This window comes from Ensifer sp. PDNC004 (assembly GCF_016919405.1).
Lineage (GTDB): Bacteria > Pseudomonadota > Alphaproteobacteria > Rhizobiales > Rhizobiaceae > Ensifer.
In genome coordinates this window covers 3,661,113-3,688,081 of the sequence record NZ_CP070353.1, presented here as the reverse complement: position 1 = coordinate 3,688,081, position 26,969 = coordinate 3,661,113, and the positions used below count along the sequence as shown (strand labels likewise).

29 protein-coding genes are annotated in these 26,969 nt (G+C 63.5%); 18 read left to right on the top strand and 11 right to left on the bottom strand.

The genetic code is table 11. The features are described 5' to 3' along the window. Nucleotides 1-10 precede the first annotated feature (10 nt). The 5 genes from JVX98_RS26005 to JVX98_RS25985 all read left to right on the top strand — a co-directional run bounded on the left by JVX98_RS26005 (nt 11) and on the right by JVX98_RS25985 (nt 4,474). Nucleotides 11-589, top strand: coding sequence for a cob(I)yrinic acid a,c-diamide adenosyltransferase (locus JVX98_RS26005; RefSeq protein ID WP_205237923.1), 579 nt, complete (start codon nt 11-13; stop codon nt 587-589). 75 nt (nt 590-664) lie between these two features. Next, on the top strand, nt 665-1,462 hold the full coding sequence (locus tag JVX98_RS26000) for a rhomboid family intramembrane serine protease (RefSeq protein ID WP_205237922.1): 798 nt from the start codon (nt 665-667) through the stop codon (nt 1,460-1,462). 285 nt (nt 1,463-1,747) lie between these two features. Further along, nucleotides 1,748-2,497, top strand: a complete 750-nt coding sequence (locus JVX98_RS25995) for an electron transfer flavoprotein subunit beta/FixA family protein (protein ID WP_043623052.1) — start codon at nt 1,748-1,750, stop codon at nt 2,495-2,497. 23 nt (nt 2,498-2,520) lie between these two features. Next, nucleotides 2,521-3,450, top strand: coding sequence for an electron transfer flavoprotein subunit alpha/FixB family protein (locus tag JVX98_RS25990; protein ID WP_205237920.1), 930 nt, complete (start codon nt 2,521-2,523; stop codon nt 3,448-3,450). A 151-nt stretch (nt 3,451-3,601) separates the two neighbouring features. Then, a complete protein-coding gene (locus JVX98_RS25985) occupies nt 3,602-4,474 on the top strand; it encodes a 3-hydroxybutyryl-CoA dehydrogenase (RefSeq protein WP_034806743.1) in 873 nt (290 codons plus the stop codon). Nucleotides 4,475-4,543: 69 nt separating this feature from the next. On the opposite strand, the gene JVX98_RS25980 is transcribed toward JVX98_RS25985, so the two are convergent. Beyond that, nucleotides 4,544-5,215 (bottom strand): TlpA disulfide reductase family protein, encoded by a 672-nt coding sequence (locus JVX98_RS25980; RefSeq protein ID WP_205237918.1) that lies wholly within the window; start codon nt 5,213-5,215, stop codon nt 4,544-4,546. A 26-nt stretch (nt 5,216-5,241) separates the two neighbouring features. On the opposite strand from JVX98_RS25980, the gene argH reads away from it, so the two are divergent. The 4 genes from argH to JVX98_RS25960 all read left to right on the top strand — a co-directional run bounded on the left by argH (nt 5,242) and on the right by JVX98_RS25960 (nt 11,165). Next, nucleotides 5,242-6,645 carry an argininosuccinate lyase gene (argH, locus tag JVX98_RS25975; protein WP_192450640.1) on the top strand — a complete coding sequence of 468 codons (1,404 nt, stop codon included), beginning with the start codon at nt 5,242-5,244 and terminating at the stop codon, nt 6,643-6,645. Nucleotides 6,646-6,762: 117 nt separating this feature from the next. Then, nucleotides 6,763-6,957 carry a lipoprotein gene (locus JVX98_RS25970; protein WP_034806616.1) on the top strand — a complete coding sequence of 65 codons (195 nt, stop codon included), beginning with the start codon at nt 6,763-6,765 and terminating at the stop codon, nt 6,955-6,957. Nucleotides 6,958-7,029: 72 nt separating this feature from the next. After that, nucleotides 7,030-8,298 (top strand): diaminopimelate decarboxylase, encoded by a 1,269-nt coding sequence (lysA, locus tag JVX98_RS25965; protein ID WP_192450641.1) that lies wholly within the window; start codon nt 7,030-7,032, stop codon nt 8,296-8,298. A 206-nt stretch (nt 8,299-8,504) separates the two neighbouring features. Continuing rightward, a complete protein-coding gene (locus tag JVX98_RS25960; RefSeq protein WP_205237916.1) occupies nt 8,505-11,165 on the top strand; it encodes a TIGR02302 family protein in 2,661 nt (886 codons plus the stop codon). A 129-nt stretch (nt 11,166-11,294) separates the two neighbouring features. On the opposite strand, the gene JVX98_RS25955 is transcribed toward JVX98_RS25960, so the two are convergent. From JVX98_RS25955 to JVX98_RS25945, 3 genes are all read right to left on the bottom strand, one after another. Then, nucleotides 11,295-11,654 carry a response regulator gene (locus tag JVX98_RS25955; protein WP_043623067.1) on the bottom strand — a complete coding sequence of 120 codons (360 nt, stop codon included), beginning with the start codon at nt 11,652-11,654 and terminating at the stop codon, nt 11,295-11,297. A 222-nt stretch (nt 11,655-11,876) separates the two neighbouring features. Beyond that, the gene (gene hpt, locus JVX98_RS25950; RefSeq protein WP_034806612.1) at nt 11,877-12,422 is read right to left on the bottom strand and encodes a hypoxanthine phosphoribosyltransferase; all 546 of its coding nucleotides are present in this window, start codon (nt 12,420-12,422) and stop codon (nt 11,877-11,879) included. Nucleotides 12,423-12,485: 63 nt separating this feature from the next. Next, a complete protein-coding gene (locus JVX98_RS25945) occupies nt 12,486-13,154 on the bottom strand; it encodes a hypothetical protein (RefSeq protein WP_205237915.1) in 669 nt (222 codons plus the stop codon). Between the two features lie 307 nt (nt 13,155-13,461). On the opposite strand from JVX98_RS25945, the gene ftsE reads away from it, so the two are divergent. The 4 genes from ftsE to JVX98_RS25925 all read left to right on the top strand — a co-directional run bounded on the left by ftsE (nt 13,462) and on the right by JVX98_RS25925 (nt 16,854). Further along, a complete protein-coding gene (gene ftsE, locus JVX98_RS25940) occupies nt 13,462-14,121 on the top strand; it encodes a cell division ATP-binding protein FtsE (RefSeq protein ID WP_043623069.1) in 660 nt (219 codons plus the stop codon). Further along, nucleotides 14,114-15,133 carry an ABC transporter permease gene (locus JVX98_RS25935; RefSeq protein ID WP_205237913.1) on the top strand — a complete coding sequence of 340 codons (1,020 nt, stop codon included), beginning with the start codon at nt 14,114-14,116 and terminating at the stop codon, nt 15,131-15,133. The genes ftsE and JVX98_RS25935 overlap by 8 nt, the downstream gene beginning before the upstream one ends. Before the next feature lie 97 nt (nt 15,134-15,230). Further along, nucleotides 15,231-15,929: a YdcF family protein gene (locus JVX98_RS25930; protein WP_043623073.1), complete on the top strand. Its 699-nt coding sequence runs from the start codon at nt 15,231-15,233 to the stop codon at nt 15,927-15,929. A gap of 133 nt (nt 15,930-16,062) precedes the next feature. Beyond that, a complete protein-coding gene (locus tag JVX98_RS25925) occupies nt 16,063-16,854 on the top strand; it encodes a 1-acyl-sn-glycerol-3-phosphate acyltransferase (RefSeq protein WP_043623076.1) in 792 nt (263 codons plus the stop codon). A gap of 4 nt (nt 16,855-16,858) precedes the next feature. On the opposite strand, the gene JVX98_RS25920 is transcribed toward JVX98_RS25925, so the two are convergent. After that, the gene (locus JVX98_RS25920) at nt 16,859-17,410 is read right to left on the bottom strand and encodes a gamma-glutamylcyclotransferase (RefSeq protein ID WP_205237912.1); all 552 of its coding nucleotides are present in this window, start codon (nt 17,408-17,410) and stop codon (nt 16,859-16,861) included. Nucleotides 17,411-17,611: 201 nt separating this feature from the next. Here JVX98_RS25920 and JVX98_RS25915 point away from each other — a divergent pair, with 201 nt between their 5' ends. Then, nucleotides 17,612-18,622 carry a DUF2125 domain-containing protein gene (locus tag JVX98_RS25915; protein ID WP_205237911.1) on the top strand — a complete coding sequence of 337 codons (1,011 nt, stop codon included), beginning with the start codon at nt 17,612-17,614 and terminating at the stop codon, nt 18,620-18,622. Between the two features lie 63 nt (nt 18,623-18,685). On the opposite strand, the gene JVX98_RS25910 is transcribed toward JVX98_RS25915, so the two are convergent. From JVX98_RS25910 to JVX98_RS25900, 3 genes are all read right to left on the bottom strand, one after another. Beyond that, nucleotides 18,686-19,609 carry a prephenate/arogenate dehydrogenase family protein gene (locus JVX98_RS25910; protein WP_043623081.1) on the bottom strand — a complete coding sequence of 308 codons (924 nt, stop codon included), beginning with the start codon at nt 19,607-19,609 and terminating at the stop codon, nt 18,686-18,688. Then, on the bottom strand, nt 19,609-20,715 hold the full coding sequence (gene hisC, locus JVX98_RS25905; RefSeq protein WP_043623083.1) for a histidinol-phosphate transaminase: 1,107 nt from the start codon (nt 20,713-20,715) through the stop codon (nt 19,609-19,611). Before hisC ends, JVX98_RS25910 begins: the two co-directional genes overlap by 1 nt. Nucleotides 20,716-20,858: 143 nt before the next feature. Further along, nucleotides 20,859-21,623, bottom strand: coding sequence for a class I SAM-dependent methyltransferase (locus JVX98_RS25900; protein WP_192450648.1), 765 nt, complete (start codon nt 21,621-21,623; stop codon nt 20,859-20,861). An 81-nt stretch (nt 21,624-21,704) separates the two neighbouring features. On the opposite strand from JVX98_RS25900, the gene gloB reads away from it, so the two are divergent. After that, complete coding sequence (gloB, locus tag JVX98_RS25895; protein ID WP_205237910.1) at nt 21,705-22,475, top strand: hydroxyacylglutathione hydrolase; 771 nt, start codon at nt 21,705-21,707, stop codon at nt 22,473-22,475. Next, a complete protein-coding gene (locus JVX98_RS25890) occupies nt 22,475-22,912 on the top strand; it encodes a cupin domain-containing protein (protein ID WP_192450650.1) in 438 nt (145 codons plus the stop codon). Before gloB ends, JVX98_RS25890 begins: the two co-directional genes overlap by 1 nt. Before the next feature lie 12 nt (nt 22,913-22,924). On the opposite strand, the gene JVX98_RS25885 is transcribed toward JVX98_RS25890, so the two are convergent. Both JVX98_RS25885 and JVX98_RS25880 read right to left on the bottom strand, forming a co-directional pair. Continuing rightward, entirely contained in the window at nt 22,925-23,815 is an 891-nt protein-coding gene (locus JVX98_RS25885) for a DMT family transporter (protein ID WP_205237909.1), read from the bottom strand. 96 nt (nt 23,816-23,911) lie between these two features. Further along, nucleotides 23,912-24,688 (bottom strand): DUF3108 domain-containing protein, encoded by a 777-nt coding sequence (locus JVX98_RS25880; protein WP_205237908.1) that lies wholly within the window; start codon nt 24,686-24,688, stop codon nt 23,912-23,914. Between the two features lie 391 nt (nt 24,689-25,079). Here JVX98_RS25880 and rpmB point away from each other — a divergent pair, with 391 nt between their 5' ends. Together rpmB and JVX98_RS25870 are read left to right on the top strand one after the other, a co-directional pair. Further along, on the top strand, nt 25,080-25,370 hold the full coding sequence (gene rpmB / locus JVX98_RS25875; protein ID WP_034806568.1) for a 50S ribosomal protein L28: 291 nt from the start codon (nt 25,080-25,082) through the stop codon (nt 25,368-25,370). A gap of 171 nt (nt 25,371-25,541) precedes the next feature. Then, the gene (locus JVX98_RS25870; protein WP_205237907.1) at nt 25,542-26,183 is read left to right on the top strand and encodes a VUT family protein; all 642 of its coding nucleotides are present in this window, start codon (nt 25,542-25,544) and stop codon (nt 26,181-26,183) included. Between the two features lie 103 nt (nt 26,184-26,286). On the opposite strand, the gene JVX98_RS25865 is transcribed toward JVX98_RS25870, so the two are convergent. Continuing rightward, nucleotides 26,287-26,739, bottom strand: coding sequence for a GNAT family N-acetyltransferase (locus JVX98_RS25865; protein ID WP_205237906.1), 453 nt, complete (start codon nt 26,737-26,739; stop codon nt 26,287-26,289). Between the last annotated feature and the right edge of the window lie 230 nt (nt 26,740-26,969).

Sequence of the window (26,969 nt, the reverse complement as noted above, 5' to 3'; positions counted from 1 at the left end):
GCGTCCACCCATGGTGAAGCTCAACAAGATCTATACCCGGACGGGTGACAACGGCACCACTGGGCTCGTCGCCGGACCGCGCCGGCTGAAAAGCGACCTGCGTGTCGATGCCTATGGCGCGGTGGACGAAACCAACGCCTTTGTTGGCCTGGCGCGGCAGCATACGGCCGGCAACGTCGATCTCGACGCCGCGCTGATGCGGATCCAGAACGATCTCTTCGATCTCGGCGCGGATCTCGCGACACCCGACACCGGCGAGCCGCCGCAATACGAACCGCTGCGCATCGTCGCAGCACAGGTGACCTGGCTCGAAACCGAGATCGACCGGCTGAATGCCGAGCTCGATCCCTTGCGCTCCTTCGTGCTTCCGGCCGGGAGCCCCGCCTCTGCAGCCCTCCATGTCGCCCGCACGGTCGCACGCCGCGCGGAACGCCAGGTGGTGGCGCTTGCCCAGATCGAAGGCGAAATCGTCAGCACCGAAGCCATCGCCTATATCAACCGCCTGTCGGATTTCCTGTTCGTCGCGGCGCGCTTTGCAAATGACAAAGGTCAAGCCGACGTTCTTTGGATTCCCGGGAAAAACAGATAACGTCCGCTTGCGCATCGTCGCCCGATCGAGATTCGGCGGGAGAAACGGGCCGTAACCTGTGCTTCGGGAGACCGCATGTTCATACCGCTTCACGATACGAACACCCTGAAGCACATCAAGGTCCAGTACGTCACGATCAGCCTGATTGTGATCAACGTCGTCGTCTGGCTGATCACCGGTCCGATTGCCTCCGAGCAATTCGCCAACGCAGCACTGCTCGGCTTCGGCTATATCCCGGCGCTCATTTTCGACTACGCCCAGCTTGATCCCTCGCTGGTCGTCGTCCCCGACGGCTTCACCTTCGTCACCTATTCCTTCCTGCATGGCGATTTCATGCATCTCGCCATGAACATGCTGTTCCTCTGGGTGTTCGGCGACAATGTCGAGGATGCACTCGGGCACTTCCGCTACCTCGTCTTCTACCTTCTCTGCGCCGCTGCAGGCGCGCTGGCGCATGGGCTGCTCGACCCGGCCTCCGAGGCCCCGCTGATCGGAGCATCGGGGGCGATCTCCGGCATTGTTGCCGCCTATTTCCTCCTGCACCCGAAGGTGCGCGTCTGGGTGCTGGTGTTTTTCCGCATCCCGCTGCCGCTGCCCGCCGTCATCCCGCTCGCCTTCTGGATCGGCCAGCAGTTCTTCATGCTGGTCGTCGATCCCGGCAGCGGCGTTTCCTGGAGCGCCCATGTCGGCGGCATCATCGCGGGGCTGGTTCTGGTGGTCATTTTGCGACGCCGCGATGTGCCGCTGTTCGACCGCACGATCGTCACGCCCCGCGCCGTCCGGCACAAGGCCGCGCCGGTCACCGCAAGCCAACAGCCCTCGTCAGATGCGACACGACCGCCCGTTCCCTGGGGACGCCAGACCGGATCCTGACACCGGCAATCGCCAGCCTTCAACGAGGATTATCCATTATTTCAATGGCTTGCCTGGACGCTTCCCGGCCCTCCCGGGACAGGGCTTCATCAGGCCCCGAGCCACTTGCCATCGATTATTCTTACGTGTACGTAAACGTAATTCCAATTCTCGGGATTATATCGATTTAGCGTCATGCACAGCGATTGTAATTGGAGAAAAAACGCGTATCGATGTCGCCAACCGACAATCAGGCGGCTCCGTTAAGGCGCATTTTCCTGCGAAAGCTCTTGGAGGGAAGAATCCATGAAAATACTTGTGACGGTGAAGCGGGTCGTTGACTACAACGTCAAGATCCGCGTGAAGGCAGACGGTTCGGGCGTCGAACTTGCGAACGTGAAGATGTCGATGAACCCCTTCGACGAAATCTCGGTCGAGGAAGCGCTGCGGCTGAAGGAAGCCGGCAAGGCTGAGGAAGTCGTCGTCGTATCCGTCGGTCCGGCCAAGGCCGAAGAGACGCTGCGCACCGCGCTCGCCATGGGCGCCGACCGCGCCATCCTGGTTGAAACCGAAGACCAGGTCGAACCGCTCGCCGTTGCCAAGATCGTCAAGGGCGTTGCAGACGCCGAACAGCCGGGCCTGATCATCGTCGGCAAGCAGGCGATTGATGATGACAGCAACCAGACCGGCCAGATGCTGTCGGCTCTCTTGGGCTGGGCACAGGGCACCTTTGCCTCCAAGGTCGAAATCGGCGACGGCAAGGCGACCGTGACGCGCGAAGTCGACGGCGGTCTGCAGACCATCGACATCAAGCTGCCGGCAGTCGTCACCACCGACCTGCGTTTGAACGAGCCGCGCTACGCATCGCTGCCGAACATCATGAAGGCGAAGAAGAAGCCGCTCGACAAGAAGTCGCCTGCCGACTTCGGCGTCGACACGTCAGCCCGCCTCAAGGTGCTGAAGACCGAGGAGCCGTCGGGCCGCAAGGCCGGCATCAAGGTCAAGTCGGTCGCCGAGCTCGTCGAAAAGCTCAAGACCGAAGCCGGCGTACTTTAAGTTCAGGAAAGGGAGACATCATCATGGCCATTCTTCTTCTGGCTGATCACGACAGCAACCACCTTTCCGACCAGACCGCCAAGGCGCTGAGCGCGGCCTCCAAGATCGGCGGCGACGTGCACATCCTCGTTGCCGGCGCCGGCGCCAAGGCTGCGGCCGAACAGGCGGCCAAGCTTGCGGGCGTAGCCAAGGTGCTCGTCGCCGACGACGCCTCGCTGGCCAACAACCTCGCCGAGCCGCTGGCCGCCCTCATCGTCTCGCTCGCCGGCAACTACGACACGATCGTTGCGGCCGCGACCTCGGTCGGCAAGAACGTCATGCCGCGCGTCGCAGCCCTGCTCGACGTCAGCCAGGTCTCCGAAATCATCGAAGTTGTCTCTTCCGACACCTTCAAGCGCCCGATCTATGCCGGCAACGCCATCCAGACCGTGCAGACGACGGAAGCCAAGCGCGTCATCACCGTGCGCACCGCCTCCTTCGCCTCGGCCGCTGAAGGCGGTTCGGCTGCGATCGAGAGCGTTTCGGCTGCCGCCAACCCCGGCGTTTCCTCCTTCGTCGCCGACGCGCTGTCGTCGTCCGATCGTCCGGAGCTCACCTCTGCCAAGATCATCATCTCCGGCGGCCGTGCGCTCGGCTCGTCCGAGAAGTTCCAGGAAGTGATACTGCCGGTTGCCGACAAGCTCGGTGCTGCCGTCGGCGCTTCGCGCGCTGCGGTCGACGCTGGTTACGCGCCCAACGACTGGCAGGTCGGCCAGACCGGCAAGGTCGTCGCGCCTGATCTCTACATCGCCTGCGGCATTTCCGGTGCCATCCAGCACCTCGCCGGCATGAAGGACAGCAAGGTCATCGTCGCGATCAACAAGGACGAAGAGGCGCCGATCTTCCAGGTCGCAGACTACGGCCTGGTTGCTGATCTTTTCGACGCTCTGCCGGAGTTGCAGAAGGCACTGTAAGCCCAAATCGATGCCACCCGCCGCACCCGTGAAAAGGGCTGGCAAAAGCGGGGACTTGGCATTAACAATCTACCGGGCCGGCCAAACCGGCCCGGTTTGCATGTCTGACGGCGGCCTCACCGCCAAGCTTTGAAGATGGATGTTCGCTGCGATGATCAAGACGGTCGGAATTATTGGTGCCGGGCAAATGGGCTGTGGCATCGCACATGTTTCGGCAATCGCCGGATACAAGGTACAGATCTATGATCTGGCCGCCGAGCGGATCGAAGCAGGCCTTGCCACCGTCAACGGCAACCTTGCCCGTCAGGTCTCCTCCGGCAAGATGACCGACGAGGCCCGCAAGGCGGCACTTGCCCTGATCAAGGGCTCTTCCGACATCAACGACCTGTCGCAGGCCGATCTGGTGATCGAAGCCGTCACCGAAGACGAGACGATCAAGCGCAAGATCTATGGCCAGGTTTGTCCGATCCTGAAGCCGGAAGCGATTCTCGCGACGAATACCTCGTCGCTGTCGATCACCCGCCTCGCCTCCGCCACCGATCGCCCCGAGCACTTCATGGGCATCCACTTCATGAACCCGGTTCCGGTCATGAAGCTGGTCGAGCTCGTGCGCGGCATCGCCACCGACGAGCAGACCTTCAAGACCGCCAAGGAATTCGTCGCGACGCTCGACAAGACCGTGACGGTCGCCGAAGACTTCCCGGCCTTCATCGTCAACCGCATCCTTTTGCCGATGATCAACGAGGCGATCTACACGCTGTACGAAGGCGTCGGCAGCGTCGAGGCGATCGACACCGCCATGAAGCTCGGCGCCAACCATCCGATGGGCCCGCTCCAGCTTGCCGACTTCATCGGCCTCGACACCTGCCTCTCGATCATGCAGGTGCTCTATGATGGCCTGGCAGATTCGAAGTACCGCCCCTGCCCGCTGCTGGTAAAATATGTCGAAGCAGGCTGGCTCGGCCGCAAGTCCGGGCGCGGCTTCTACGACTATCGCGGCGAAGTGCCGGTTCCCACCCGCTAATTCCGTCAGCATCTGACAAGAAAAACCCGGCGATCCGCCGGGTTTTTCTTTGTCTAGATCCAGGCCCCTTCAGCTTCCCGCAGCCGGGGCAAGCGCAGCGCTGATCAGCGCCTTGGCATCGTCGCTGTCCCAGGCGGCCGGGCCATTCATCGAGCCGATCAGGCAGCCCTTGTCGTCGAGCAACAGGGTTGCCGGCAGGCCGAAAGCCAGCCCTTCCTTCTTCATGTTGTTGAACACGCCCATCGAAGCGTCGCGGTAATAGCCAAGCGCGTGCACGGCGGTCTCGTCGAGGAAAGCCTTCGGCTTCTCGTCGTCGCCGACATCGATATTGATCGCCACCACTTCGAACTTGTCGCTGCCGAGCGACTTCTGCAGGGCGTTCAAGGCGGGCATTTCTTCGCGGCAGGGAACACACCAGGTGGCCCAGAGATTGACGAGCAGCGTTTTGCCGGCAAAGGCCGAGACATTGGTCGGCTTGCCGTCCGGGCCATTGAAGTCTAGCGCGATCGGCCGCGGTGCCGACGCCGGCGACATCGCGGCGACCTGCCCCTTCATGAAGGGCGTCAGCGAGGCGACCTTGGCCGAGGTCAGCGGGCAGCTGGCTGCAGCCGTTTCGGCCGTCTCGCCATTGCCAGACCCGGTCTCCTTCACGTATACCGCTGCCGCACCGACGATCACGCCGAACAGGGCGGCGAGCGCGAACAGTTTCACGGCCGGGGGGGATTTCTTCTGGTCGGGCATTTCATTCTCCAAGGCGGGCATTCTTCATGGCTGACGGCAATTCCGAGACGAAATCCTCCAACCAGATGTGGGGCGGTCGCTTTGCCTCGGGTCCGGACGCGATCATGGAGGAAATAAATGCCTCGATCGGCTTCGACAAGAAGCTCTATGCCCAGGACATCCGCGGCTCAATAGCGCATGCGACGATGCTGGCGCATCAAGGCATCATTTCGGCTGACGACAAAGACAAGATCGTTCACGGCCTGAACACGATCCTGTCAGAGATCGAAAGCGGTGCGTTCGAGTTTTCGCGCCGTCTCGAAGACATTCACATGAATATCGAAGCCCGGCTCGCAACCCTCATCGGTCCCGCGGCCGGCCGCCTGCACACCGCCCGCTCGCGCAACGACCAGGTGGCGCTCGACTTCCGCCTCTGGGTCAAGGAAGAGTTGCAGCGGACGGAGAAGGCGCTGACGGCGCTGATCGCCGCCTTTCTCGACCGCGCCGAGGAACATGCCGATACCGTCATGCCCGGTTTCACCCACCTGCAGACCGCACAGCCCGTTACCTTCGGCCACCATTGCATGGCCTATGTCGAGATGTTTGGCCGCGACCGCTCGCGCGTGCGCCACGCCATCGAGCACATGGACGAAAGCCCGATCGGCGCCGCAGCCCTTGCCGGCACCGGCTTCCCGATCGACCGCCACATGACCGCCAAGGCGCTCGGCTTTGCCGGCCCGACCCGCAACTCGATCGACACGGTATCGGACCGCGACTTCGCGCTCGAATTCCTGTCGATGGCCTCGATCACTGCCACGCACCTGTCGCGCCTTGCCGAAGAGATCGTCATCTGGTCGACGCCGCAGTTCGGCTTCATCCGCCTGTCGGATGCGTTCTCGACCGGCTCCTCGATCATGCCGCAGAAGAAGAACCCGGATGCTGCAGAACTGGTGCGCGCCAAGACCGGCCGCATCAACGGCTCGTTGGTCGCGCTGCTCACGGTCATGAAGGGCCTGCCGCTCGCCTATTCCAAGGACATGCAGGAAGATAAGGAACAGGTCTTCGACGCCGCCGAAAGCCTCGAACTGGCGATCGCCGCCATGACCGGCATGGTGCGTGACGTAACCATCCGCACCGACCGCATGAAGGCGGCCGCCGGCTCCGGCTATTCGACCGCGACCGACCTTGCCGACTGGCTGGTGCGTGAGGCGGGCCTCCCCTTCCGCGACGCCCACCATGTCACCGGCCGCGCCGTGGCGCTTGCCGAACAGAAGAGCTGCGATCTCGCTGACCTTTCGCTTGCCGACCTGCAGTCGATCCATGCCGACATCACCGACAAGGTCTTCGATGTCCTGACGGTCGAAGCCTCCGTGGCCAGCCGTACCTCCTTCGGTGGCACCGCGCCGAACGAGGTCCGCAAGCAGATCGCCTGGTGGCGCGCCCGCAACTAGGGCATCCGCGCCAAGCCCGCTGCGGGCGGTTCCTCGCCCGCAGAAACAGGGTGCACAAGTGCCTGAAAAATCGGTAAGACATCGCACCTGCATCAGTTCCCGCGAAGGAAAATTACGATGACATTCACGAAGGCGGCCCGGCTTGCACTTCTGCTGGCGATCCCCGGGCTGGTTCTTGTCGGTTGCGGACGCAAAGGCGACCTCGATCGCCCCGGCTCGACCGCGCCGATCAACACCAAGGCGCCGGCAGGAACTGTCGAGCAGAAGGAAAAAGCGGACGAGCGTTCGTTCCTGCTCGATCCCCTCCTCTAGTAGAAATTATGCAATTCCGAACGGAAGCCGCTTCGCACTTTCCTGGAATTGCTCAAAGCCGAGCTGCCTGACGTGAACCATTTTCAGTACCGCGACGGAATTCTCTACGCCGAAGATGTGCCGGTGACCGATATCGCCCGCGCCGTCGGCACGCCCTTCTACTGCTATTCGACCGCCACACTCGAGCGCCACTACACGGTGTTCTCCAAGGCTTTTGCCGATGTGGATGCGATGGTCTGCTATGCGATGAAGGCCAACTCGAACCAGGCAGTGCTGAAGACGCTCGGCCGCCTCGGCGCTGGCGTCGACGTCGTCTCGGGCGGCGAACTGCGCCGCGCGCTTGCAGCCGGCATCCCGGCAAGCCGCATCATGTTCTCCGGCGTCGGCAAGACGCCGCAGGAAATGGATCTGGCACTGGAGGCCGGCATCTACTGCTTCAACGTCGAGTCCGAGCCGGAACTCGAAGTGCTCAACCAGCGCGCCGTGCGTGCCGGCAAGCGCGCCCATGTATCCTTCCGCATCAATCCGGATGTGGACGCCGGCACGCATGCGAAGATCTCGACCGGCAAGAAGGAAAACAAGTTCGGCATTTCGTGGGAGCGCGCCCGCGCCGTCTACGCCCATGCCGCAACCCTGCCCGGCATTCAGGTGACCGGCATCGACATGCATATCGGCAGCCAGATCACCGAGCTGCAGCCCTTCGACGCCGCCTTCAAGCTGCTGCGCGAACTGGTCGACACGCTCCGCTCCGACGGCCATTCGATCGATCACGTCGACATCGGCGGGGGCCTCGGCATTCCCTACAAGGACGACAACAATCCGCCGCCGCTGCCGGACGCCTATGCGGAAATCGTCAAGAGCCAGCTGCAGTCGCTCGGTTGCAAGATCGTCACCGAGCCGGGGCGGCTGATCGTCGGCAATGCCGGCATTCTGGTGACAGAAGTCATCTATGTGAAGGACGGCGGCGACAAGACCTTCGTCATCGTCGACGGTGCGATGAACGATCTCATCCGCCCGACCCTCTATGAGGCCTATCACGAGATCCGCCCGGTCCGCATTTCCGCCGCCAACGCGCCGCGCATCCGCGCCGACGTCGTGGGCCCGGTCTGCGAAACCGGCGACTATCTGGCGCTCGACCGCGAGATGGCGATGCCGAAGCCCGGCGATCTCTTCGCCATCAGCTCGGCCGGTGCCTACGGCGCCGTGCAGGCCAGCACCTACAATTCCCGGCTGCTTATCCCGGAAGTTTTGGTCAAGGGCGACCGTTTCCACGTCATCCGTCCGCGCCAGGACTATGATGCGCTGATCGGTCTTGATTCGGTGCCGGACTGGCTCGACTGAGCCGTCCTGCCGCAGAAACGGCAATCTGTGGATCGGCCGTGCAGACGATCACGATTGTGTATGCGCCCTCGTCTTCGCCACAAACGATGGTATCCTGAACGCAAGCGGAATAGGCGAAGCTGCGTGCTCTTTTGAGCGCGGCCGTCGCCTCACTATATTGGGTCAGCCACAAGCGTTGATGGGCGACCGAAAGGAAACTTGGGCGGATGACGCAATTCCGGCAGGATGAAACGCCACAACCGAAGCCGTTTTCGAGAACTCTGGCGCTGAAGAGATGGCTGGCGCGCGCCGTGCTGGTCGCCGAGCAGGTCCTTCCGCGCATCCTTCTGCCCGGCTCCGTCGCCCTTCTGTTTCTTGCCTTCGCCTGGTTCGGTTTCTTTCGCGCAGCGCCTTTCTGGCTGCATGCGGCGGCCCTCTTTGCTTTCGCCCTAGCCTTCCTCGCGTCCCTCGTTCCGCTCAGCCGGGTCCGCCTGCCCGCGAACGCCGATGCCGATCGCATGCTGGAAGAGCGCAACGCTCTGCCGCATCAGGCGATCCGCGTCCAGGACGATCGCCCCGCGACCGACAATCCCCTGGGTGAGGCGCTCTGGCGCGAACACCAGGCGCGCATGGCGCGGATGATCGGCGCGCTCGATACCGGCCTGCCGCGGCCCGATATCGCCAGGCACGATCCCTTCGCGCTCAGGGCCGTGCCGGTGCTTCTCGCCTGCGTCGCCTTTGCCTATTCCTATTCCAACCGCGCCGGACTGCTGAGCGATGCCTTCCGGCTGCCGCAGACGTCAATCGAGGCTGCCAATATCCGCGTCGATGCCTGGGTGACGCCGCCGCCCTATACCGGGCGGGCGCCGATCTTCCTGACGGGCAAGCCCGAAGCGACCGCGGTCGTGAATGAGGATGCCGGGACGATCACCATTCCCCAGTTCAGCGACATCACCGTCCGGATCACCGGTGCCGGCGCAGACGCGTCCGTGCGTTATGCGGAAACCCGTGCCAGCGAACCGATCGTCATTCCGGTGGCCGGCGAGAAGGCCGAGCAAAAACAGACCGAGCAGCAAGTGGGCGAAGCCGGGCCGAAGGTCGCCGAAGTGGCTGCAACCGAGCCGGCACGCAACGCGACCGCCGTCCGCAACCACGTCTACAAGGTCGTCAAGGACGGCGAACTCATCGTCGGCAGCCAGCGCTGGGCGTTCAAGATCACCCCGGACAGCGTGCCTCAAATCGCCTTTGACGGGATCCCTCATTCGACCGTCAACGCGGCGCTCGAAATCACGTTCACGGCCAACGACGACTACGGCATCGCCCAGGCCTGGGCTGAGATCAAGCCGCTCGAGGAACCGGCAGAAGGCGCCCGCGCGCTCTATCCACTGCCGGAGTACCGGCTCGATCTGCCGCGCCGCAATGCGCGCGAGGCAAAGGGCACGACCAGCCGGAACCTCAGCGAGCATCCGCTTGCCGGCAAGCGGGTAGAGGTGACGCTCGTCGCCCGGGATGCTGCCGGACAGGAGGGCCGCAGCCCGCCGCACGAGATGATCCTGCCTGCCCGCCAGTTCTCGCAGCCGCTTGCCGGTGCCGTCGCCGAGCAGCGTCAGGTCTTCGCGCTCAATGCCAACGACCTGCCGCGCGCCATCGATCTCAACGACGCCGTAACCTCGCTTGCCGAGGACTGGATCCCGAACCTCACCCATTTCCTGCTGTTGAAATCGGCGCGCGCCCGCATGGCGCTCGCCTATAACGACGACATGTTGCGCGATGCCGCCGGATACCTGTGGGAGATCGCGCTCGGGATCGAGGATGGCGACCTGTCGCTCGCCGAGCGCCGTCTGCGCGAAGCCCAGCAGGCGCTGTCGGATGCGCTGGAGCGCAACGCTTCGGACCAGGAAATCGCCAAGCTGATGCAGGAACTGCGCCAGGCGATGCAGCAATACATGCAGGCGCTCGCCGAGCAGGCGATGAAAAATCCGCGCATGACCGGCAAGCTCGACCCGAACAACATCCTGCGCCAGCAGGACCTCGAGAAGATGATGAACCAGATCGAGAACCTGGCGCGGTCGGGTGCGCGCGATCAGGCACAGCAGATGCTCTCGGAACTGCAGCGCATGATGAACAACCTGCAGGCTGGCCGCGGACAGCAGCAGATGGGCGAGCAGAACGACGCCATGCGCCAGCAGATGGACAAGCTCGGCAAGCTGATGCAGCAGCAGCAGCAACTGATGGACGAGACCTTCAAGTTCGATCAGGCCCTGCGCGACCGGATGCAGCGGGGCGACCCGCTGCAGGGCGAGGACAACGAACTCTTCGGTCAGGAAATGCCGCAGGATCCGGGGCAGCAGGGCGATCCGAACGGTCAGCCCAATCCGCTCGACGACATGACGGCCGAACAGCTGAAGGATGCGCTGAAGCAGCTGAAAGAGCAGCAGGACGCTATTGGAAAGCAGCTCGGCGAGCTGAACAAGGGCCTGGAAAGCATGGGCATCAAGCCCGGCAAGGGCTTTGGTGAAGCCAAGCGCGAAATGGACGGCGCTTCCGGCGCGCTCGGCAAGGGCCAGGGTGAACAGGCCGTTGGCAATCAGGGCCGCGCGCTACAGGCGCTGCGCCAGGGCGCCCAGGACATGATGAACCAGATGCAGGGCCAAGGTCAGGGCGGCCCTGGCATGGGCGTGCCGCAATACGGTCAAAACGGCCGCGATCCCCTCGGACGGCGGCAACAGAATCTCGGCCCGAATTTCGGCGACCAGGTCAAGGTTCCAGACGAGATCGATTCCCAGCGCGCGCGGCAGATCCTGGATGAGATTCGCCGCAGGCTCGGCGACAGCCTGTCGCCGGAGCAGGAGCGGCAGTACCTCGAACGCCTGCTCGACATGCGCTAAGCCGAGCATCCGCCCGGTTTCGGCCGCTTGCCCGATCACGGCAGAACATGACAACGCCCCCCGTCGCATCGAAATCGCTGCGACGGGGGGCGTTCTTGTTGCTGTAATGCAGGTCGGTGGGTCTGCCCGTCAGGCGGCCAGCGCCAGGGCGACTGCCTTGCGGATATCGGGAAGGGAAAAGGGCTTGGAGATGACGTCGACGATCTTGTCGGTGAGATCGTCCGCCCGCTCGCGCTGCTCGGCATAGCCGGTCATCAGCAGGATCTTCATGGCCGGAAAGGCGGCCGACGCTTGGTGCGTCAGCTCGATGCCATCCATCACGGGCATGCGGATATCGGAAAGCAGAAGGTCGAAGGCCTGGGCCTCCAGGCAAGCAAGGCCATCGGCCCCATCGCCCGCTTCGACCGTCTCGTGGCCGTCGAGCCTCAGGGCCCGCGCGACGAAGGAACGCAATGCATCCTCGTCCTCGGTAATCAGGATCTTCGCCATCATGGCCTCCGCGTTCGCTTCCGAGTCCGGCGTTCACGCCGGCACCCGCACCTGATCCAAAGGTACAGCGAGCGTGGATCATCGGGAGACACACTGGCGCTGCAGCGCCGCCGATCCTCGTCGAGAATCACTGCGGCACGCACCAAAACAACCAGTTTTTCGTTTGTGTTCGGTAAACGCCGAACGACTGGATTTCAGGGCGCATGCCCCAAAACGGGACGTTTACTCGGCGTCGCCGGTGACAACGCCGACAAACGGCAGCTCGCGGAAGGCATAGGCGACGTCCATGCCATAGCCGACGACGAAGTGATCGGGGCATTCGAAGCCGACATAATCCGCCTCGAGCTCGACCTTGCGCTTGACCCGCTTGTCGAGCAGCACCGCGATCGTCACGTTGCGGGCGCCGCGCTCGTACATCAGTTCCTTGGCAAAGCGCAGCGTGCGGCCGGATTCCAGAATGTCGTCGATCAGCAGAACGTCGCGCCCGTGCACGTCGCTGTCGATGTCCTTGGTGATCTTGACGCCCTGCGAAACGGTGCCGGTGCCGTAGCTCGACAGCGTGATGAACTCGACTTCCGGAGCGAGACCGGCCGTATGCATCGAGCGGATCAGATCGGCCGCGAAGATGAACGATCCTTTGAGCACCGCGATCACCAGCAGATCCTTGTGCGGGCCGTTGACGATCATTCCGGCAAGCTCGCTGTTGCGGGCAGCGATCGTTTCAGCCGTATAGAGAGGTTCGATATTCTTACCGCGAACAACGGGCATCAGGGCTTCTCCAGCGTTTCATGCGGAAGACCTCGGCCTTCCCGTTGCCGCCGCTTAGCACAATCAGCGGGCCGAAACACCGTTTTCGGCGAAGGAAACCGCGACTTCCGGCATTTTTCCACCTGCATAGGGCAGTCTCGTCATGAAATGACGGCTCTCACCGGGCGCGATGGCAGCCCCCTCGGGCATCACCCGCGTCGTCGTGACCTTGCGGCCGTTGGCGGTGATCTCCAGCACGACCTGCGGCAAACGCTGCTCGACATCGGAGCGATTGTCGATCGAGCCATAGACGGACAGCACGCGCATGCCACCGGAATAGTCGAGCCCGCTCTTGATGCCGGAAATCGCCAGCGGCTGGACGTCGGCCTGTCCGTCGCCGGCAAAGCCGACGATCGCCAGGAAGGACGCGAGCGCAACCCCCGCCACCATGCCCGCAAAGCGGCGTGCCGGCATGTCGCGAAGCCGCGTTTCGGCAAGACGAAGAAATCGGCCGCCGAGCGTCGGCTCCCGCTCCACGACCGTCAGCGTCGGCCGCCGCCGGCTGCCGGTCTTCGCATTTTCGTTGAACACCGGATATGGCGTGCGACGCGACGAGGCGGAAATCACCTCGAACTCCGCATCGACGAAGTCGGCGCGCCGCGGCGCTGTAGCCCCGTCGCGTCCGCCGCGCTCCGGCGGCAGGAAGTCGGTATAGGCGCTGCTGCTGGCGGACTTGGTCCGGAATGCCTGCATGATCATTTCCTCCTGTCCCGCAAGAGAACACGGCCGCAGGCGGCCGGCTTGGCTGCGAAACCCTCGGGCAATGGCGAGCCCCTTGCGGTGCAAGAACTAGGCATTGCGTCAAATCTTTCCGACACGTAAACCGGAATGGTTAATGTTTCGGAAAGACGTCGCGAAAGCGGCGCGTTTTCATGAAAAATTAACCGTCACTTAACCATGATTCCGCTGGCGGTTTTGCCTTTCCTGGCTGGTCGTCCTATGCGCGGAGGACCGGAACCGGCCATCGGTTGCAGGGCCGTAAGAGAGACTGGGCTGCCGCTTGATTCACTTTGAGAACGTCGGACTGCGCTATGGCATGGGACCGGAAATCCTCCGGGACCTGACCTTCGACATTCCACGCCGTTCGTTCCAGTTCCTGACGGGCCCGTCGGGTGCCGGCAAGACGACACTGCTGCGGCTTCTTTTCCTCTCGCTGCAGCCGACACGCGGCCTGATCCGGATGTTCGACCGGAACATTTCGTCGATCCCGCGCGAGGAATTCCCGATGCTGCGCCGGCGCGTCGGCATCGTCTTCCAGGATTTTCGCCTGCTCGAACATCTCACAACCTACGAGAACGTTGCGTTGCCTTTGCGCGTGCGTGGCAAGGAAGAGGCGAGCTACCGGGCCGACGTGATAGAACTCTTGAAATGGGTGGGACTTGGCGAACGCATCAATGTGCTGCCGCCGGTGCTTTCCGGTGGCGAAAAACAGCGCGCGGCCATCGCTCGGGCACTGATCGACCGGCCGGAGATCCTGCTTGCCGACGAGCCGACTGGCAACGTCGACCCACCGATGGCAAGGCGCCTGCTCAATCTCTTCCTCGAGCTCAACCGGCTCGGCACGGCGGTCGTTATCGCCACCCACGATCTGTCGTTGATGGACCAGGTGGAGGCGCGGCGCATGATCCTTTCGCAAGGGCGGCTCGACATCTATGAGTGACAGCCACACGAAACGCCAAAAGGACGTGCCCGAACAGGCACCGGAGCAACAGCGCCGGACCGAAATGCGCGTGCGCCCGACCGGCCCGATCGTGCCGTCGAGCAATGTGTCCGGCAATGCGCTGATGTGCGTCATCGCCATCATGTCGTTCCTCGCCTGCCTGACGCTCGGCGGCGTCAGCATGGTGCGAGCCACGGCCCAGAGCTGGCAATCGCAGATCTCCCGCGAGATCACCATCCAGATCAAGCCCGACGACAACCTCGACATGGAAAAGGCGCTCGCGGATGCGCGCGACCTGGCGCTGACCTTCAGCGGTACGACGGACGGCAAGATCGTCGACCGGGCCGCAACCGCCCGCCTGCTCGAACCCTGGCTCGGCGAGGGCCTCGATCTCGACGAGTTGCCCGTCCCGCGCCTCGTCATCATCACCATCGACGAAAACAACCCGCCCGACTTTGCGGCCATGCGCAAGGCGCTGACCGAAATCATCCCGCAGGCTTTCCTCGACGACCACCGCACCTGGGTCGACCGGCTGGTCGCCATGGCCAACACCACGGCGATGATCGGCACCGGCATCTTGGCGCTGGTCTTCTCCGCCATGGTGCTGACGGTGGTCTTCGCCACACGCGGCGCGCTGTCAGGCAACCGCCACATCGTCGAGGTGCTGCATTTCGTCGGTGCCGAAGCCGGCTTCGTCGCGTCGGAATTCCAGAAGCATTTCTTGAGGATCAGCCTCAAGGGCGCCGGCGCCGGCGGCCTGCTCGCGGCACTTTTCTTTGCGCTGGCGGGGTTCTGGCAGTCGCGGACCCTGGCGACCCCCGAGACGGATCAGGCCACCGCCCTCTTCGGAACCTTCACCATCGGTTACGGCGGCTATCTCGGCATCGCCGCGATCATCGTCGTCATCGCCATCCTGACGACGGTTACGGCGCGGCTGACGGTGACCCGCACGATCTACGAAATCGACCTCATCCGTTCGGACCCCGGCCGTACCGACCTCTACCAAAGCTGAGCCGCCTGATGTTTCGCCGCCACTCGATCTATTCCTTGCCGCAATCTGCGGCTATGTGAAGAGAATCATGATGGCGCGAGAACTACGCGGGAACGGAATGGCCGGAGGAGACAAATGGCACGGGAAAGCCGACGATCGCCGGCGGTCCCGCAGTCTCCTGCGCAAAATCCTCCGCCGAACCTTCTTCGTCCTGCTCCTGCCGCTGGCAATCCTGATCGCCGCCTTCCTGAATTTTGCCGACACGGTGGCGTCGCTGCAGCCGCCCGGCCATCCCAAGGCCGATGCGATCGTGGTCCTCACCGGCGGCTTCCAGCGCATCGACCAGGCGGTCGATCTATTGAAAGGCGGCGCCGGCAAGCGCCTGCTGATCTCCGGGGTTCACCCGACGACGACAGGCAGCCAGATCCGCCGCAACACCCAGAGTTCGGCCGATCTTTTCAAGTGCTGCGTCGACATCGGCCATGAGGCGATCGACACCATCGGCAATGCGACCGAAGCGGCGCAGTGGATCCGCGATCGTGGCTACGCGACCGTGCTCGTCGTCACCAACAATTATCACATGCCGCGAAGCCTGCTGGAGCTTCGCCGCGCCCGGCCGGAAACGGAGTTCATCCCCTACCCGGTCGTCAACTCCGATCTGAAGACGACAAACTGGCTGCGCAATCCGATGGTGCTGAAGTCGATCCTTCTGGAATTCGGCAAGTATACGGTGGCGTCGATACGCGACCTCGCCGGCGCCCGCCCGACCAGCGGCCTGCGCACCGATGCCTCGCGCGCGACACCCGCCGAAGAATAGGCCGTCAGGAACGCCCTTCCCCGCTGCAAAGTGAAACAGAGCAGTTTTCCTTCAGCACTTAATCGTGTAGGCAGCGATCAACCGGCTCAAAGACGCCGGTCCCCTTGAGACCTCGCCTACGAGAGCGTGCCTGATGATCGTCTTGCGTTCGATCCTTTTCAACGTGGTGTTCTACGCCAATCTGATCGTGCAGATGATCGTGCTGACCCCGATCTACTTCCTGCTGCCGCGCAAGAAGGCGTGGTTCGTGCCGAAGAACTGGGTTCGCAGCAACCACTGGCTCCTGGAAAAGATGGTCGGCACGACTTTCGAAATCGAAGGCCTGGAGAACATTCCGAACGGCCCCTACATCTTCGCGCCCAAGCACCAGTCCTTCTGGGACGCCTACGCGCTGCTGCCGTGGCTGAACGACCCCTTCTACATCCTGAAGCGCGAACTGACCTGGATCCCGCTCTTCGGCTGGTACATCCTCAAGCAGCGCATGGTGCCGGTGAACCGCGCGGCGCGCGGCAAGGCGATGACCAGCGTCATGGATCGCACCAAGCAGGAAATGGCGACGGGCCGCGAGCTCATCATCTACCCGGAAGGCACCCGCCGTCCGCCGGGCGCGCCGCCGGAATACAAGTACGGCATCGCCCGCCTCTATCGCGATCTGAACGTGCCGGTCGTACCGGTCGCCATGCATCCGGGCCTGTTCTGGCCGCGCCGCAAGTTCCTGCGCTTTCCGGGCCACTTCAAGGTCCGCATCCTGCCGCCGGTCGAGGCCGGCATGGACCCGGACGCTTTCCTCAAGAAGCTTGTCGAGGTAACGGAAAAGGCCAGTGACGAGCTGCTTGTGGAAACGGTGAAGGCCAATCCGCACGTACCGCTGCCGCCGACCGCCGAACAGCGGATGAAGGAACTGAAGGCCGAAGGCCGGGCCTGATCCTTCAGGGCCCTGCCGGATGCGGCGCCTGCCGCAGCAATCCGACCACCTCTTCCAGCCAATGATCGCGGATGCCCATTTCCTTGAGATGGGCGAGCGTATTGAACACGTATTCGCTGTTCGGCCCGGATTTTCCGGTCGAAACCGAGACGATGCCGGCCGCCTCCGCAGTCGTCAGCGCGCCCGCATACTGGACATGGCCGCGATCGATGACATAGGCGAGCGCCGGCACGCGGCGGCCGTCGGCGAGCAGCACCGGCATGGTGCGCTCCTTGTAGACGTGGGTCACCAGTTCGCGCTCGCGCAGATAGTCGACGACATCGGCCTGCTGTCCGCGTTGGACGCGAAATGCCGTCCCGATGCAGGAGCCGCCACGGTCGAGCCCGAGCACCAGCCCCGGCCGCTGCTCGGTGCCGCGGTGAACCCAGGAACGCACGCAGAGCGAGCGGCGAAATCCGAAGGCGCGCGCCGTCAGCTTCTCCTCGAACGCAAAGCCCGGGTTCCACATCAGCGAGCCGTAGCCAAAGACCCAAAATTCGTCCATATCCACTGTCATTCAACCCGCGCTGCTGTTCTCACTGCCGAATCACGATCGGTCGCGTGGGACGGTGAGCCATTTCGGTTTCTACGGCACAGCATCCCGGCACGAAAGAGACAAGCTCGTCCTCCTGCGGCCGAAGGAAAGAATAGTTTTGCGGATCGACGGCGCCACCCGAAAGGCAGCCTCCATCCTGTTTTGAGTGAGGTACCCGCGCCCATGTCGGCCACCGCAGTCTCCAACCCATCGCCGGTCAGCCGGAAATTCCGCTGGCTCATGGCAGGCATCGTGCTTGTCACCGGCGTTTATTCAGCCGGCTGGTTCTTTGCCGCCGACCAGATCGAGAAGCGGCTAACGACCCGCCTCGCCGAAGGACAGGCGGCCGGCCTCGGCGGCGAATGCACCAACATGGACGTGCGTGGCTTCCCGTTCCGCATCGGCCTCTTCTGCGACAAGGTGCATCTCGACGACACCCGCAACGGCACCTCGGCTTCCTTTGGAGCACTGAGGACCGCCGCCCAGGTCTACCAGCCCGGCCATGCGGTGATCGAGCTCGATGGCCCGGCCGAGATCCGGGCTTCCCCTGGCCTCAACGTGTTTGCCGACTGGACGCTGCTGCATGCGAGCGTGCGCGCGACCCTGTCCGGTGTCGACCAAACGTCGCTCACCTACGACAACCTCACCGGCCGCTTGCGCCTTCCGCTCTCCGGCGACGGCCTCGGCTTCGGCGCCAGCCACGGCGAAGTGCACCTGCGCCAGAACGGCGCGGACCTCGACGCCGCCTTGAGCGTCGACAAGCTCGACGTTCGGCCCGAAGAAGGCCCGAGCCTCGCGCCGCCGGCGACCGTCGCCGCCGACCTGACCTTCACCGACCGGGCCGGGTGGATGACGGCCCCGCCGACGCCGGAGATGTTTCGCGGCAGCAAGGGCGAACTGCGCCAGCTTACCCTCGACCTCGGCTCCGGCATGAACGCCAAACTTTCCGGGCCGTTCTCGGTCAACAATCAGGGGCTGATTTCCGGCGAGTTCTCGCTGACGATGACCAACATCGAAGCCTGGCGCGCCAATCTGGTCACCCTGATCCCGGATGACGCCAATCTCGTCGACAACACCGCCAACATGCTGAAGGCGCTCGCCAACGGCAAGAACGAGGCGAACGTGAAGCTCAACGTGCGCGACGGCACGGCGTTCCTCGCCTTCATCCCGATCGGCGTCCTGCCGACCCTCTAGGCCACGGGTATAAACCGCACAGGAAGGAAGACCGCTCCACGGTCTTCCCCGGCCTGCTCAAGGCTATTTCTGGTCCATGGCATGGCGGCCGAAGTCCGGCATCGCCGTGTCCTGGCCTGCCTGGATGATCGAGCGGCGAATGGCCCGGGTGCGGGTAAAGAGATCGAACAGCTTGTCGCCGTCGCCCCAGCGGATCGCCCGCTGCAGATAGGCAAGATCTTCCGAAAACCGCGCCAGCATCTCCAGGATCGCATCCTTGTTGTGCAGGCAGACGTCGCGCCACATGGTGGGGTCGGATGCCGCCAGGCGCGTGAAGTCTCGGAAGCCCGAGGCGGAGTATTTGATGACTTCGGATTCGGTAACGGTCTCGAGATCGTCCGCCGTGCCGACGATGTTGTAGGCGATGATGTGCGGCAGGTGCGAAACGATCGCCAGCACCTTGTCGTGGTGTTCGGCGTCCATCTCCTCGACCATCGAGCCGAGCGTTTCCCAGAAAAGCCTGAGCCGCGCCACCGCTTCGCCGTCAGCGCCTTCCGGCGGCGTCAGGATGCACCAGCGGCCGCGGAAGAGCCCGACGAAGCCCGCATCCGGACCGGAATGCTCGGTACCGGCGATCGGGTGCCCCGGCACGAAATGCACATTCTCGGGCAAATGCGGCGCCATCTGCGCGATCACAGAGCCCTTGGTCGAGCCGACGTCGGTGACGATGGCGCCCGGCTTCAGATGCGCTGCGATCTCGGCGGCAACCGCGCCGGACGCGCCGACCGGGACCGACACGATGACGAGGTCCGCATCGCGAACGGCATCGGCGGCCGACAGCGTATAGCGATCGCCGAGCCCGAGTTCCTGCGTCCGCTTCAGCGTCGCCTCGCTGCGCGTCGAGACGACGAGCGTGCCGGCAAGCTGCTTCTCGCGGATTTCGCGCGCGATCGACGAACCGATGAGACCAATGCCGATAAGGGCGATCGTTTCAAACTGCTGAGCCATTATTTCCGTCCCATGAATTCGGTCAGCGCCGCGATGACGCCTTCGTTGGCTTCTTCAGAGCCGATGGTCATGCGCAAGGCATTGGGAAAGCCGTAGCTGCGGACCGCCCTCAGGATAAAGCCGCGGTGGGTCAGGAACGCGTCGGCCTCCTCCGCCCGCTTGCCGGGCTCGTCGGGAAAATGGATCAGGACGAAATTCGTGACCGAGGGCGTGATGCGAAGACCGATCGCGGCGAGCGCTTCGGCAACGCGGGCAAGCCAGGTGAGGTTGTGATCAACCGCCGTTGCGACAAAGGCCTGGTCACGGATCGCCGCAGCACCCGCCGCGATGGAGGGCGCGCTGAGATTGAAGGGGCCCCGGACCCGGTTGACGGCGTCGATCACCTCCGCCGGCGCATACATCCAGCCGATCCTGAGGCCCGCGAGACCATAGATCTTCGAGAAGGTGCGGGTCATCACCACGTTGCGGCTGGCCGAAACCAGCTCCAGCCCGGCGGCATAGTCGTTGCGGCGCACATATTCGGCATAGGCCGCATCGAGAACCAGGAGCACGCCGTCCGGCAGGCCCGCATGCAGCCGGCGCACTTCGTCGACGGGGATATAGGTGCCGGTCGGATTGGCGGGATTGGCGAGAAAGACCATCTTGGTCCGCTCGGTCACGGCCGCCAGAATGGCATCGACGTCGACGCGCGCATCCCTTTCCTTGACGGTCACGGGCGTCGCGCCCGACGCCAGGATCTCGATCTTGTAGACCAGGAACCCGTGCTCCGTGATGATGCCCTCGTCACCGGGACCAAGATAGGTGCGGCAGACAAGAGCGAGCAATTCGTCGGAACCGTTGCCGCACATGATGTTTGCCGGGTTGAGCCCGTGAACCGCGCCGATCGCTTCACGCAGCGCCTTGGCCTGACCATCCGGATAACGCTCCAGATTGAAGGCCGCCGCCTGGAAGGCTTCGATCGCCTTCGGGCTGGCACCGAGCGGTGTCTCGTTCGACGACAGCTTATGCACCTTGGCGACACCCGGCGCATGCTCCTTGCCCGGTACATAGGCGTCGATATCGAGGATGCCGGAACGCGGCTCAGGGCTCTTCGAAGCAAGGCTCATCGGGTCAGCTTTCTATGGCCATCAAGGTGCACAGCGACCTTTCTCGCGCCTTGGGAGGCGCGGGGCGCTATGGCAGGAAAAGAGGTCAAGCCATTACCGGCGCAAGCGGCTTTTGTCGAGGGTCCGCCGCCTGGACGTAAGCCTTATCGGGTGAGGCGTGGCTGTTCGCGCGTGCTCGGCACGCCCTGTGGCGCCAGCACCGGCACGAAGACGCGGCGGGACGCGCGGGCTGCGACCGGCAGCCCCTGGTAAAGCCGCTTCTGCGCCTCGACGACGATGACGCCGGAAAAGACCGGCCAGAGCCAGCGGCCGAGCCGCTCGAAGCCCCGCCGCAGCCGCAGGATCGCCCGGAGCTTCGACGGCGGGAAGAACAGCGCGTCGGCCGTAGCCCCCGGCGTGAAGTTTGTCTCGCGCAACAGCGCCGTCAGCTGCCCGCGCGAATAGGGCCGGCCGGAACCGAAGGGCGTATGCTCCATGCGTGCCCAGACGCCGCGCCGGTTGGGCACGACGATCACGAGCCGCCCGCCCGGCGCCAGCACCCGCCAGATCTCCTTCATCGTCTCGCGCGGACTTTCGGCGAATTCCAGCGAATGCACCATCAGCACCCGGTCGATCGACGCGTCCGGCAGCGGCAACTCCTCGTCGAACACCAGCGCCGTCGAGGAAAGCTCGGCGACCGGCCAGTTCACCGCACCCTGACCCGCGGGCATGAAGGCGAAGGTGCGCTCCGTGTCCTTGCGGAACCGTTCGAGATAGGGAACGGCATAACCGAGGCCGACCAGCCGCTCGTCCGGCAGGCGCGCCCAGACGGACGAAAGCGCCATGGTGACGGATTGCTCCGCCATCCGGCCAAGCTCGGAGTGATAGAATTCGCGAAGATCGACAATATCGGTATGCATTCGCAACATGTTAGCTTCGAAGCGGTAGACTTCAAGGTAAGGCTCGCTACATTCGGCAGCATCTCCCCTTTCGCGACCGGAGGACCTGCCATGGCCGCGCTCGAACTCGATCTTTTCCTCTGCCGCACCGACAATTTCGGCGTGCTGATCCACGACCCCGAAAGCGGCCTGACCGCCTCGATCGATGCGCCCGAGGAGGCGCCGATCCTGGAGGCGCTGGAACGCCGCGGCTGGACGCTCACCCATATCTTCACGACGCATCATCATGGCGACCACGTCGCGGCCAATGACGCATTGAAAGCCCGCTTCGGCGCAACCATCGTGGGTCCGTTCAGCGAGGCCGCAAAAATTCCGGGCCTCGACAAGACCGTGCGCCATGGCGACCGCTTCGACTTTGCAGGCCGCGCCATCGAGGTGATCGAGACGCCGGGCCATACCGCCGGCCATATCTGTTTCCATTTCCCAGAGGACAAGCTTCTCTTTGCCGCCGACACGCTGTTTGCGCTCGGCTGCGGTCGACTGTTTGAGGGGACGCCGTCGACCATGTGGCAGTCTCTGAGCCGGCTGATGGCGTTGCCGGACGACACGACCGTCTATTTCGGACACGAATACACGCTCTCCAATGCCCGCTTCGCGGTCACGGTCGACCCTGAGAATGCCGAACTCAAGGCGCGCGCTGCCGAGATCGAGGAAATCCGCTGCGACGGCGGCTTCACCGCACCGACGACGATCGGCCTGGAAAAACGCACAAACCCGTTCCTGCGCGCCGCCGATCCCGGCATTCGCGCCCATCTCGGCATGCGAGACGCCGACGATGCCGCCGTCTTTGCGGAAATCCGCAAGCGGAAGGATAATTTCTGATGGCTGCGGCGCAGACGGCTGCAGAGGTCATCGCGGCGCTCGGTCTGGCGCGCCATCCGGAGGGCGGCTGGTACATCGAAACCTTCCGCGATAAGGCCGGCGGCCCGCGGAGCCATTCGACGGCGATCTATTATCTGCTCGAGCGTGGCGACCGTTCACACTGGCACCGCGTCCGCGATGCTGTCGAGATCTGGCACTACTACGCCGGCGCGCCGCTCGAACTCAGCATCGCCGAGGACGGGAAACCCGCCGCGACGCTGCGGCTTGGGCCTGATATCCGGGAGGGCGAGCAGCCGCAGGGGATCGTCCCGGCCAACTGGTGGCAGTCGGCCGCGTCATTGGGTGATTGGACGCTGGTCGGCTGCACGGTCGCGCCGGGCTTCGATTTTGCCGCGTTCGAGATGGCAACCCCCGACTGGCAGCCGCCAACCCGATAGCCGTCTTTCGGGCTACTCCGCCGGCTGGGTGGCTGCGGCATCCTTGCGCAAGATCAGATCCTGGGCGGCGAGCACCGCGCCGCCGGTGACGAACAGGCAGGCGAGCGCAATGCGCCAGGACGGCTCGGCAAAGCCGAAGAGGATCAGGATCAGCGTCGAGAGCACCGGTGCCGCATAGCTCGAAACGCCGAGAAGCTGGATGTTGCCGTTCTTCACCCCGAAGTCCCAGGCATAGAAGGCCGCCCCGACCGGCAGGAGGCCGAGGCCAGCGACTGCCAGCCATTCGAAGGTCGTTTCCGGCCAGACCGTCGTTTCGAGCGCCAGGTGACAGACGAAGGAGAGGATCGAGGTCGCAAGGCAGAAACCGGTGACCACATCGGTGGAGACCGCCTCGAAGCGGCGGGTGATCAGCGAATAGCCGGACCAGGTAAAGGCGCAGAGGAAGGCCGCGCCATAGCCGATGAGATAGGCATCGTCGAAGGCCACACCATTGCGCGCGACGATCAGGATCGTGCCGGCAAGGCCCGCCAGCGCACCGGTGATGTGATACCAGCGCAGCCGCTCACCCGGCAGCAGTGCCGAACCGACGACGATCAAGAGCGGCCAAAGATAGGCGATCAGACCTGCTTCCACGGCCGGCGCATTGCGCAGCGCCGTGAAGTAGAGGAAGTGATAGCCGAACAGGCCGGCAATGCCGGTGATCCAGACCTTCGCCGGTTGCTTGAGCAGCGCCAGGCGCTCCGGTTTCGCTGCCAGCACCGCAAGACCGGGCAGGCTGCCGATCAGGAAACAGATCGCCGAAAGCTGAAATGGCGGCATCTTGCCCGATGCGGCCGTGAACAGCGCAAGCAGCGACCACATCAGGATGGCCGAAAAACCGATTAGAGTTGCCTTGAGTTTCATTGTCGTCCCCTGGCGCGATTTCTCTAACGGAAACCTGCGCCGTCAAAATCACGGTGCTTGGTGGTATTTAACCTTTTAGTTGCACGCGATCGCGCGTCAACCACCAAATCGCGTCGCCGAGACCGTGACCGGTCCGAGCTTGGTGGGGATGCGGACATAGACGGGAGCATAGACGTTCACGGTCGGCGCCTTGGCGAACCAGATCTCCATCGTCTGCAGACGCCGCAGATACTCGACGTCTTCGCGGCCCTTCTTGTAGCCGGCCTTCGGCACGAAGCGGATGCCGCAGACGATCACCTCGCCTTCGAAGCCTTTCGTCTTGAAAGGCCTGGTGCCCTTCGGCGAAAGCTTGATGTCGAGCCGCGACTCGCCGTCGAAGATCGGCAGCGTGTTGGGGCAGACGCGCGCCTCCGCGGGAATGATCAGGCCCGAGAGCGGATCGAGCACGTTGCGCATGTCGCGCGAGGTGACCGGCACCCAGTTCTTCGGCAAGGGCGTTCGCTTCGGCGTCATGCTCGCATGCACAACATTGCCGTTGCGGTAGGTAACGCTGATCGCCCGGCTCTTGGAACCGCTGCGATAGGACATGGAATACTGCGAGGCGCGCAGGTAATCCTTGTCGACGACGCCGGAAACCTGCGTCTGGCCGGACGTGCGGCTGAGGATATCGAGCAGGCCCGCCGATTTCAGCGTCCCCGATATCGTGTAACGATTCTTCTGAACCTCGGTGTGGAATGAGGCGCGCGCCACCGGCAGACCGGCCAGCGAGATGCTGTAATCCGTCAGATGTTCGACATCGGCGGCCGATGATGCTGTGGAAAACAAGACCGCGGAAAGCAGCATTGCCCCGCGAAAACCATTTCGCAACTTCATGCCCGAAGAAATCCATCACTTGAATATTGCCGCAATACCCTGAAATGCAGGGTGTTTACGGCTTTTCTGCGCCCATTTCGCTGCCGCCGGCTACGCGGTCGGTCCGATTACTGAACCAAACCTCCGTGTGTCCTCGATTAAGAAATAGCGCATAGCAAAACCGCTTGGAATGGGTCTCGTGAGGCATTATTCTTGCCCAGACAGCGCTTCGGATGTGAAGAACTGCCGGGAAAATCCGCGGTTTTCCGAGAATGCAAGAGGTTTGGCTTGACGGACGAGCCGTCTCTGACTATAGAACCGCGACTTTCCAATAATGGCCAATAGGAACGCGGCCTGGGCTCTGGGCCCGCTACCGCATTGTCCGCCGGCGATAAAAGAGAATAGGTGTACTATGTCCCGTAGTTGCGAATTGACCGGCAAAGGCGTCCAGTCGGGCAACAATGTAAGCCACGCCAACAACAAGACCAAGCGCCGGTTCCTCCCGAACCTGTGCAACGTCACGCTGATTTCCGATGCTCTCGGCCAGCGCTACCGCTTGCGCGTTTCCGCAGCAGCTCTCCGCTCGGTTGAACACCGTGGCGGCCTCGACGCCTTCCTGCTGAAGTCGGACGAGAACGAGCTGAGCATGCGCGCTCGCCTGCTGCGTCGCCAGATCGTCAAGAAGGTTGCTGAAGCCGCCTAATCGGCGCCAGCGCACCGTCTTTGACACGCGTTTAAAAGGCTTGCGGGTTTATCCGGCAAGCCTTTTTCTCGTGCGCGCGTTTCTTAACCGATACGCGCTTTTGCCTTCATCGGCCGGGTGCACTACCCTGCTTTCATCCCTCTAGCTGGTGGCATACCCCAGGATAAAAAAATGCTGATCAACCGCACGTTCTTCGTCTATGTCGCGCTGATGACCCTCGTGGTCGTCGCCTCGAATATCCTCGTTCAGTTTCCGCTGCCAGGCTCGATTGCCGGCATGCAGCTCGGCGATCTCCTGACCTGGGGCGCCTTCAGCTACCCCTTCGCCTTCCTGGTGACCGACCTTACCAACCGCCAGTTCGGGCCGCGCATCGCGCGCCGTGTGGTGGTCGCAGGCTTCGTCGTCGCCATCCTGCTCTCCTTCGTCGCCGCCACGCCGCGCATCGCGATCGCCTCAGGCTCGGCCTTCCTGTTCGGTCAGCTGCTGGACATCTCGGTGTTCAACAAGCTCCGCCGTCAGAGCTGGTGGCATGCGCCGCTGGCAGGCTCGCTGATCGGCTCGGCGCTCGATACCGCAATGTTCTTCTCCTTTGCGTTCGCACCGTTCTTCGCGTTCTTCGGCCCGAACGACAGCTTTGCGCTGGAAACCGCGCCGCTGCTCGGCGTGCTCGCGGCTGAAGCACCGCGCTGGATCTCCTGGGCGATCGGCGACCTGAGCGTGAAGATCCTCTGCGGCCTCGTCATGCTGCTCCCCTATGGCGCGCTGATGAGCATCGTGAAGCCCATGCCCGCAGCGGAAAAGCAGGCGGCCTGAAGGCCGCTTGGCGGCAAGCCTCGGCCCGCGCCCAAGGGGTGACCGGGCATCGATTGCCGGGCGCGGGGAAGAGCGGCAGCCGCCCTTCCCCGCGCCGCGCCTGCTAGCGCTGCCTCAGGAGCATCTGCGCGTTTTCGAATGGCAGCCCCTCGTCGTCTTCCGGCCGCCGGGTCTGTTCTTCAAAGCCGAGCTTCTCGTAGAAGGCATAGGCCTGTGCGTTGGCCGTGTAGACCTCCAGGCGGAGCTGCCCCTTCAACCGCAGGGCATGCGAAACCAGCAAGCGGCCGATGCCGGCACCCTGGTGTCGCGGCGACACGAACAGCCCGCCGATGAAATCGTCGAGCAAACTGACGAACCCGGCCGGTTCGCCGCCGCGGGTGGCGACCCATGTCTCTGCGTTCGGCAGATAGACGGTCTCGATCAGTACGCGCTGTTCGCGCAACCGCGCTTCGCCGACAAATGCGTGCGCCGTGATCGAGGCCTCGAACCAGATGGCCGACAGTTCTTCCATATCCGCAGCCCGGTAGGCGCGGATCATTACATCCATATTTTTCATGGTTTTTCCGTTCAATAGATATGCGTCAAGAGGGACGCCTGCTGGGCGCCTTGAACAACCGCAAATGCGGGTAAATTTTCAGCCTCTGCGCATAAATCTCCTTCAACGGACAATCGGCCAATAGGCCTTTGCCGAGACGCGGTCAAGCATCGTGCCGGCCGATCCGCGGCTTAGCCACGCGAGACGGCCCGATCGTCCGCCGGTTCTTGACCGGATCTCCGCACGACCGG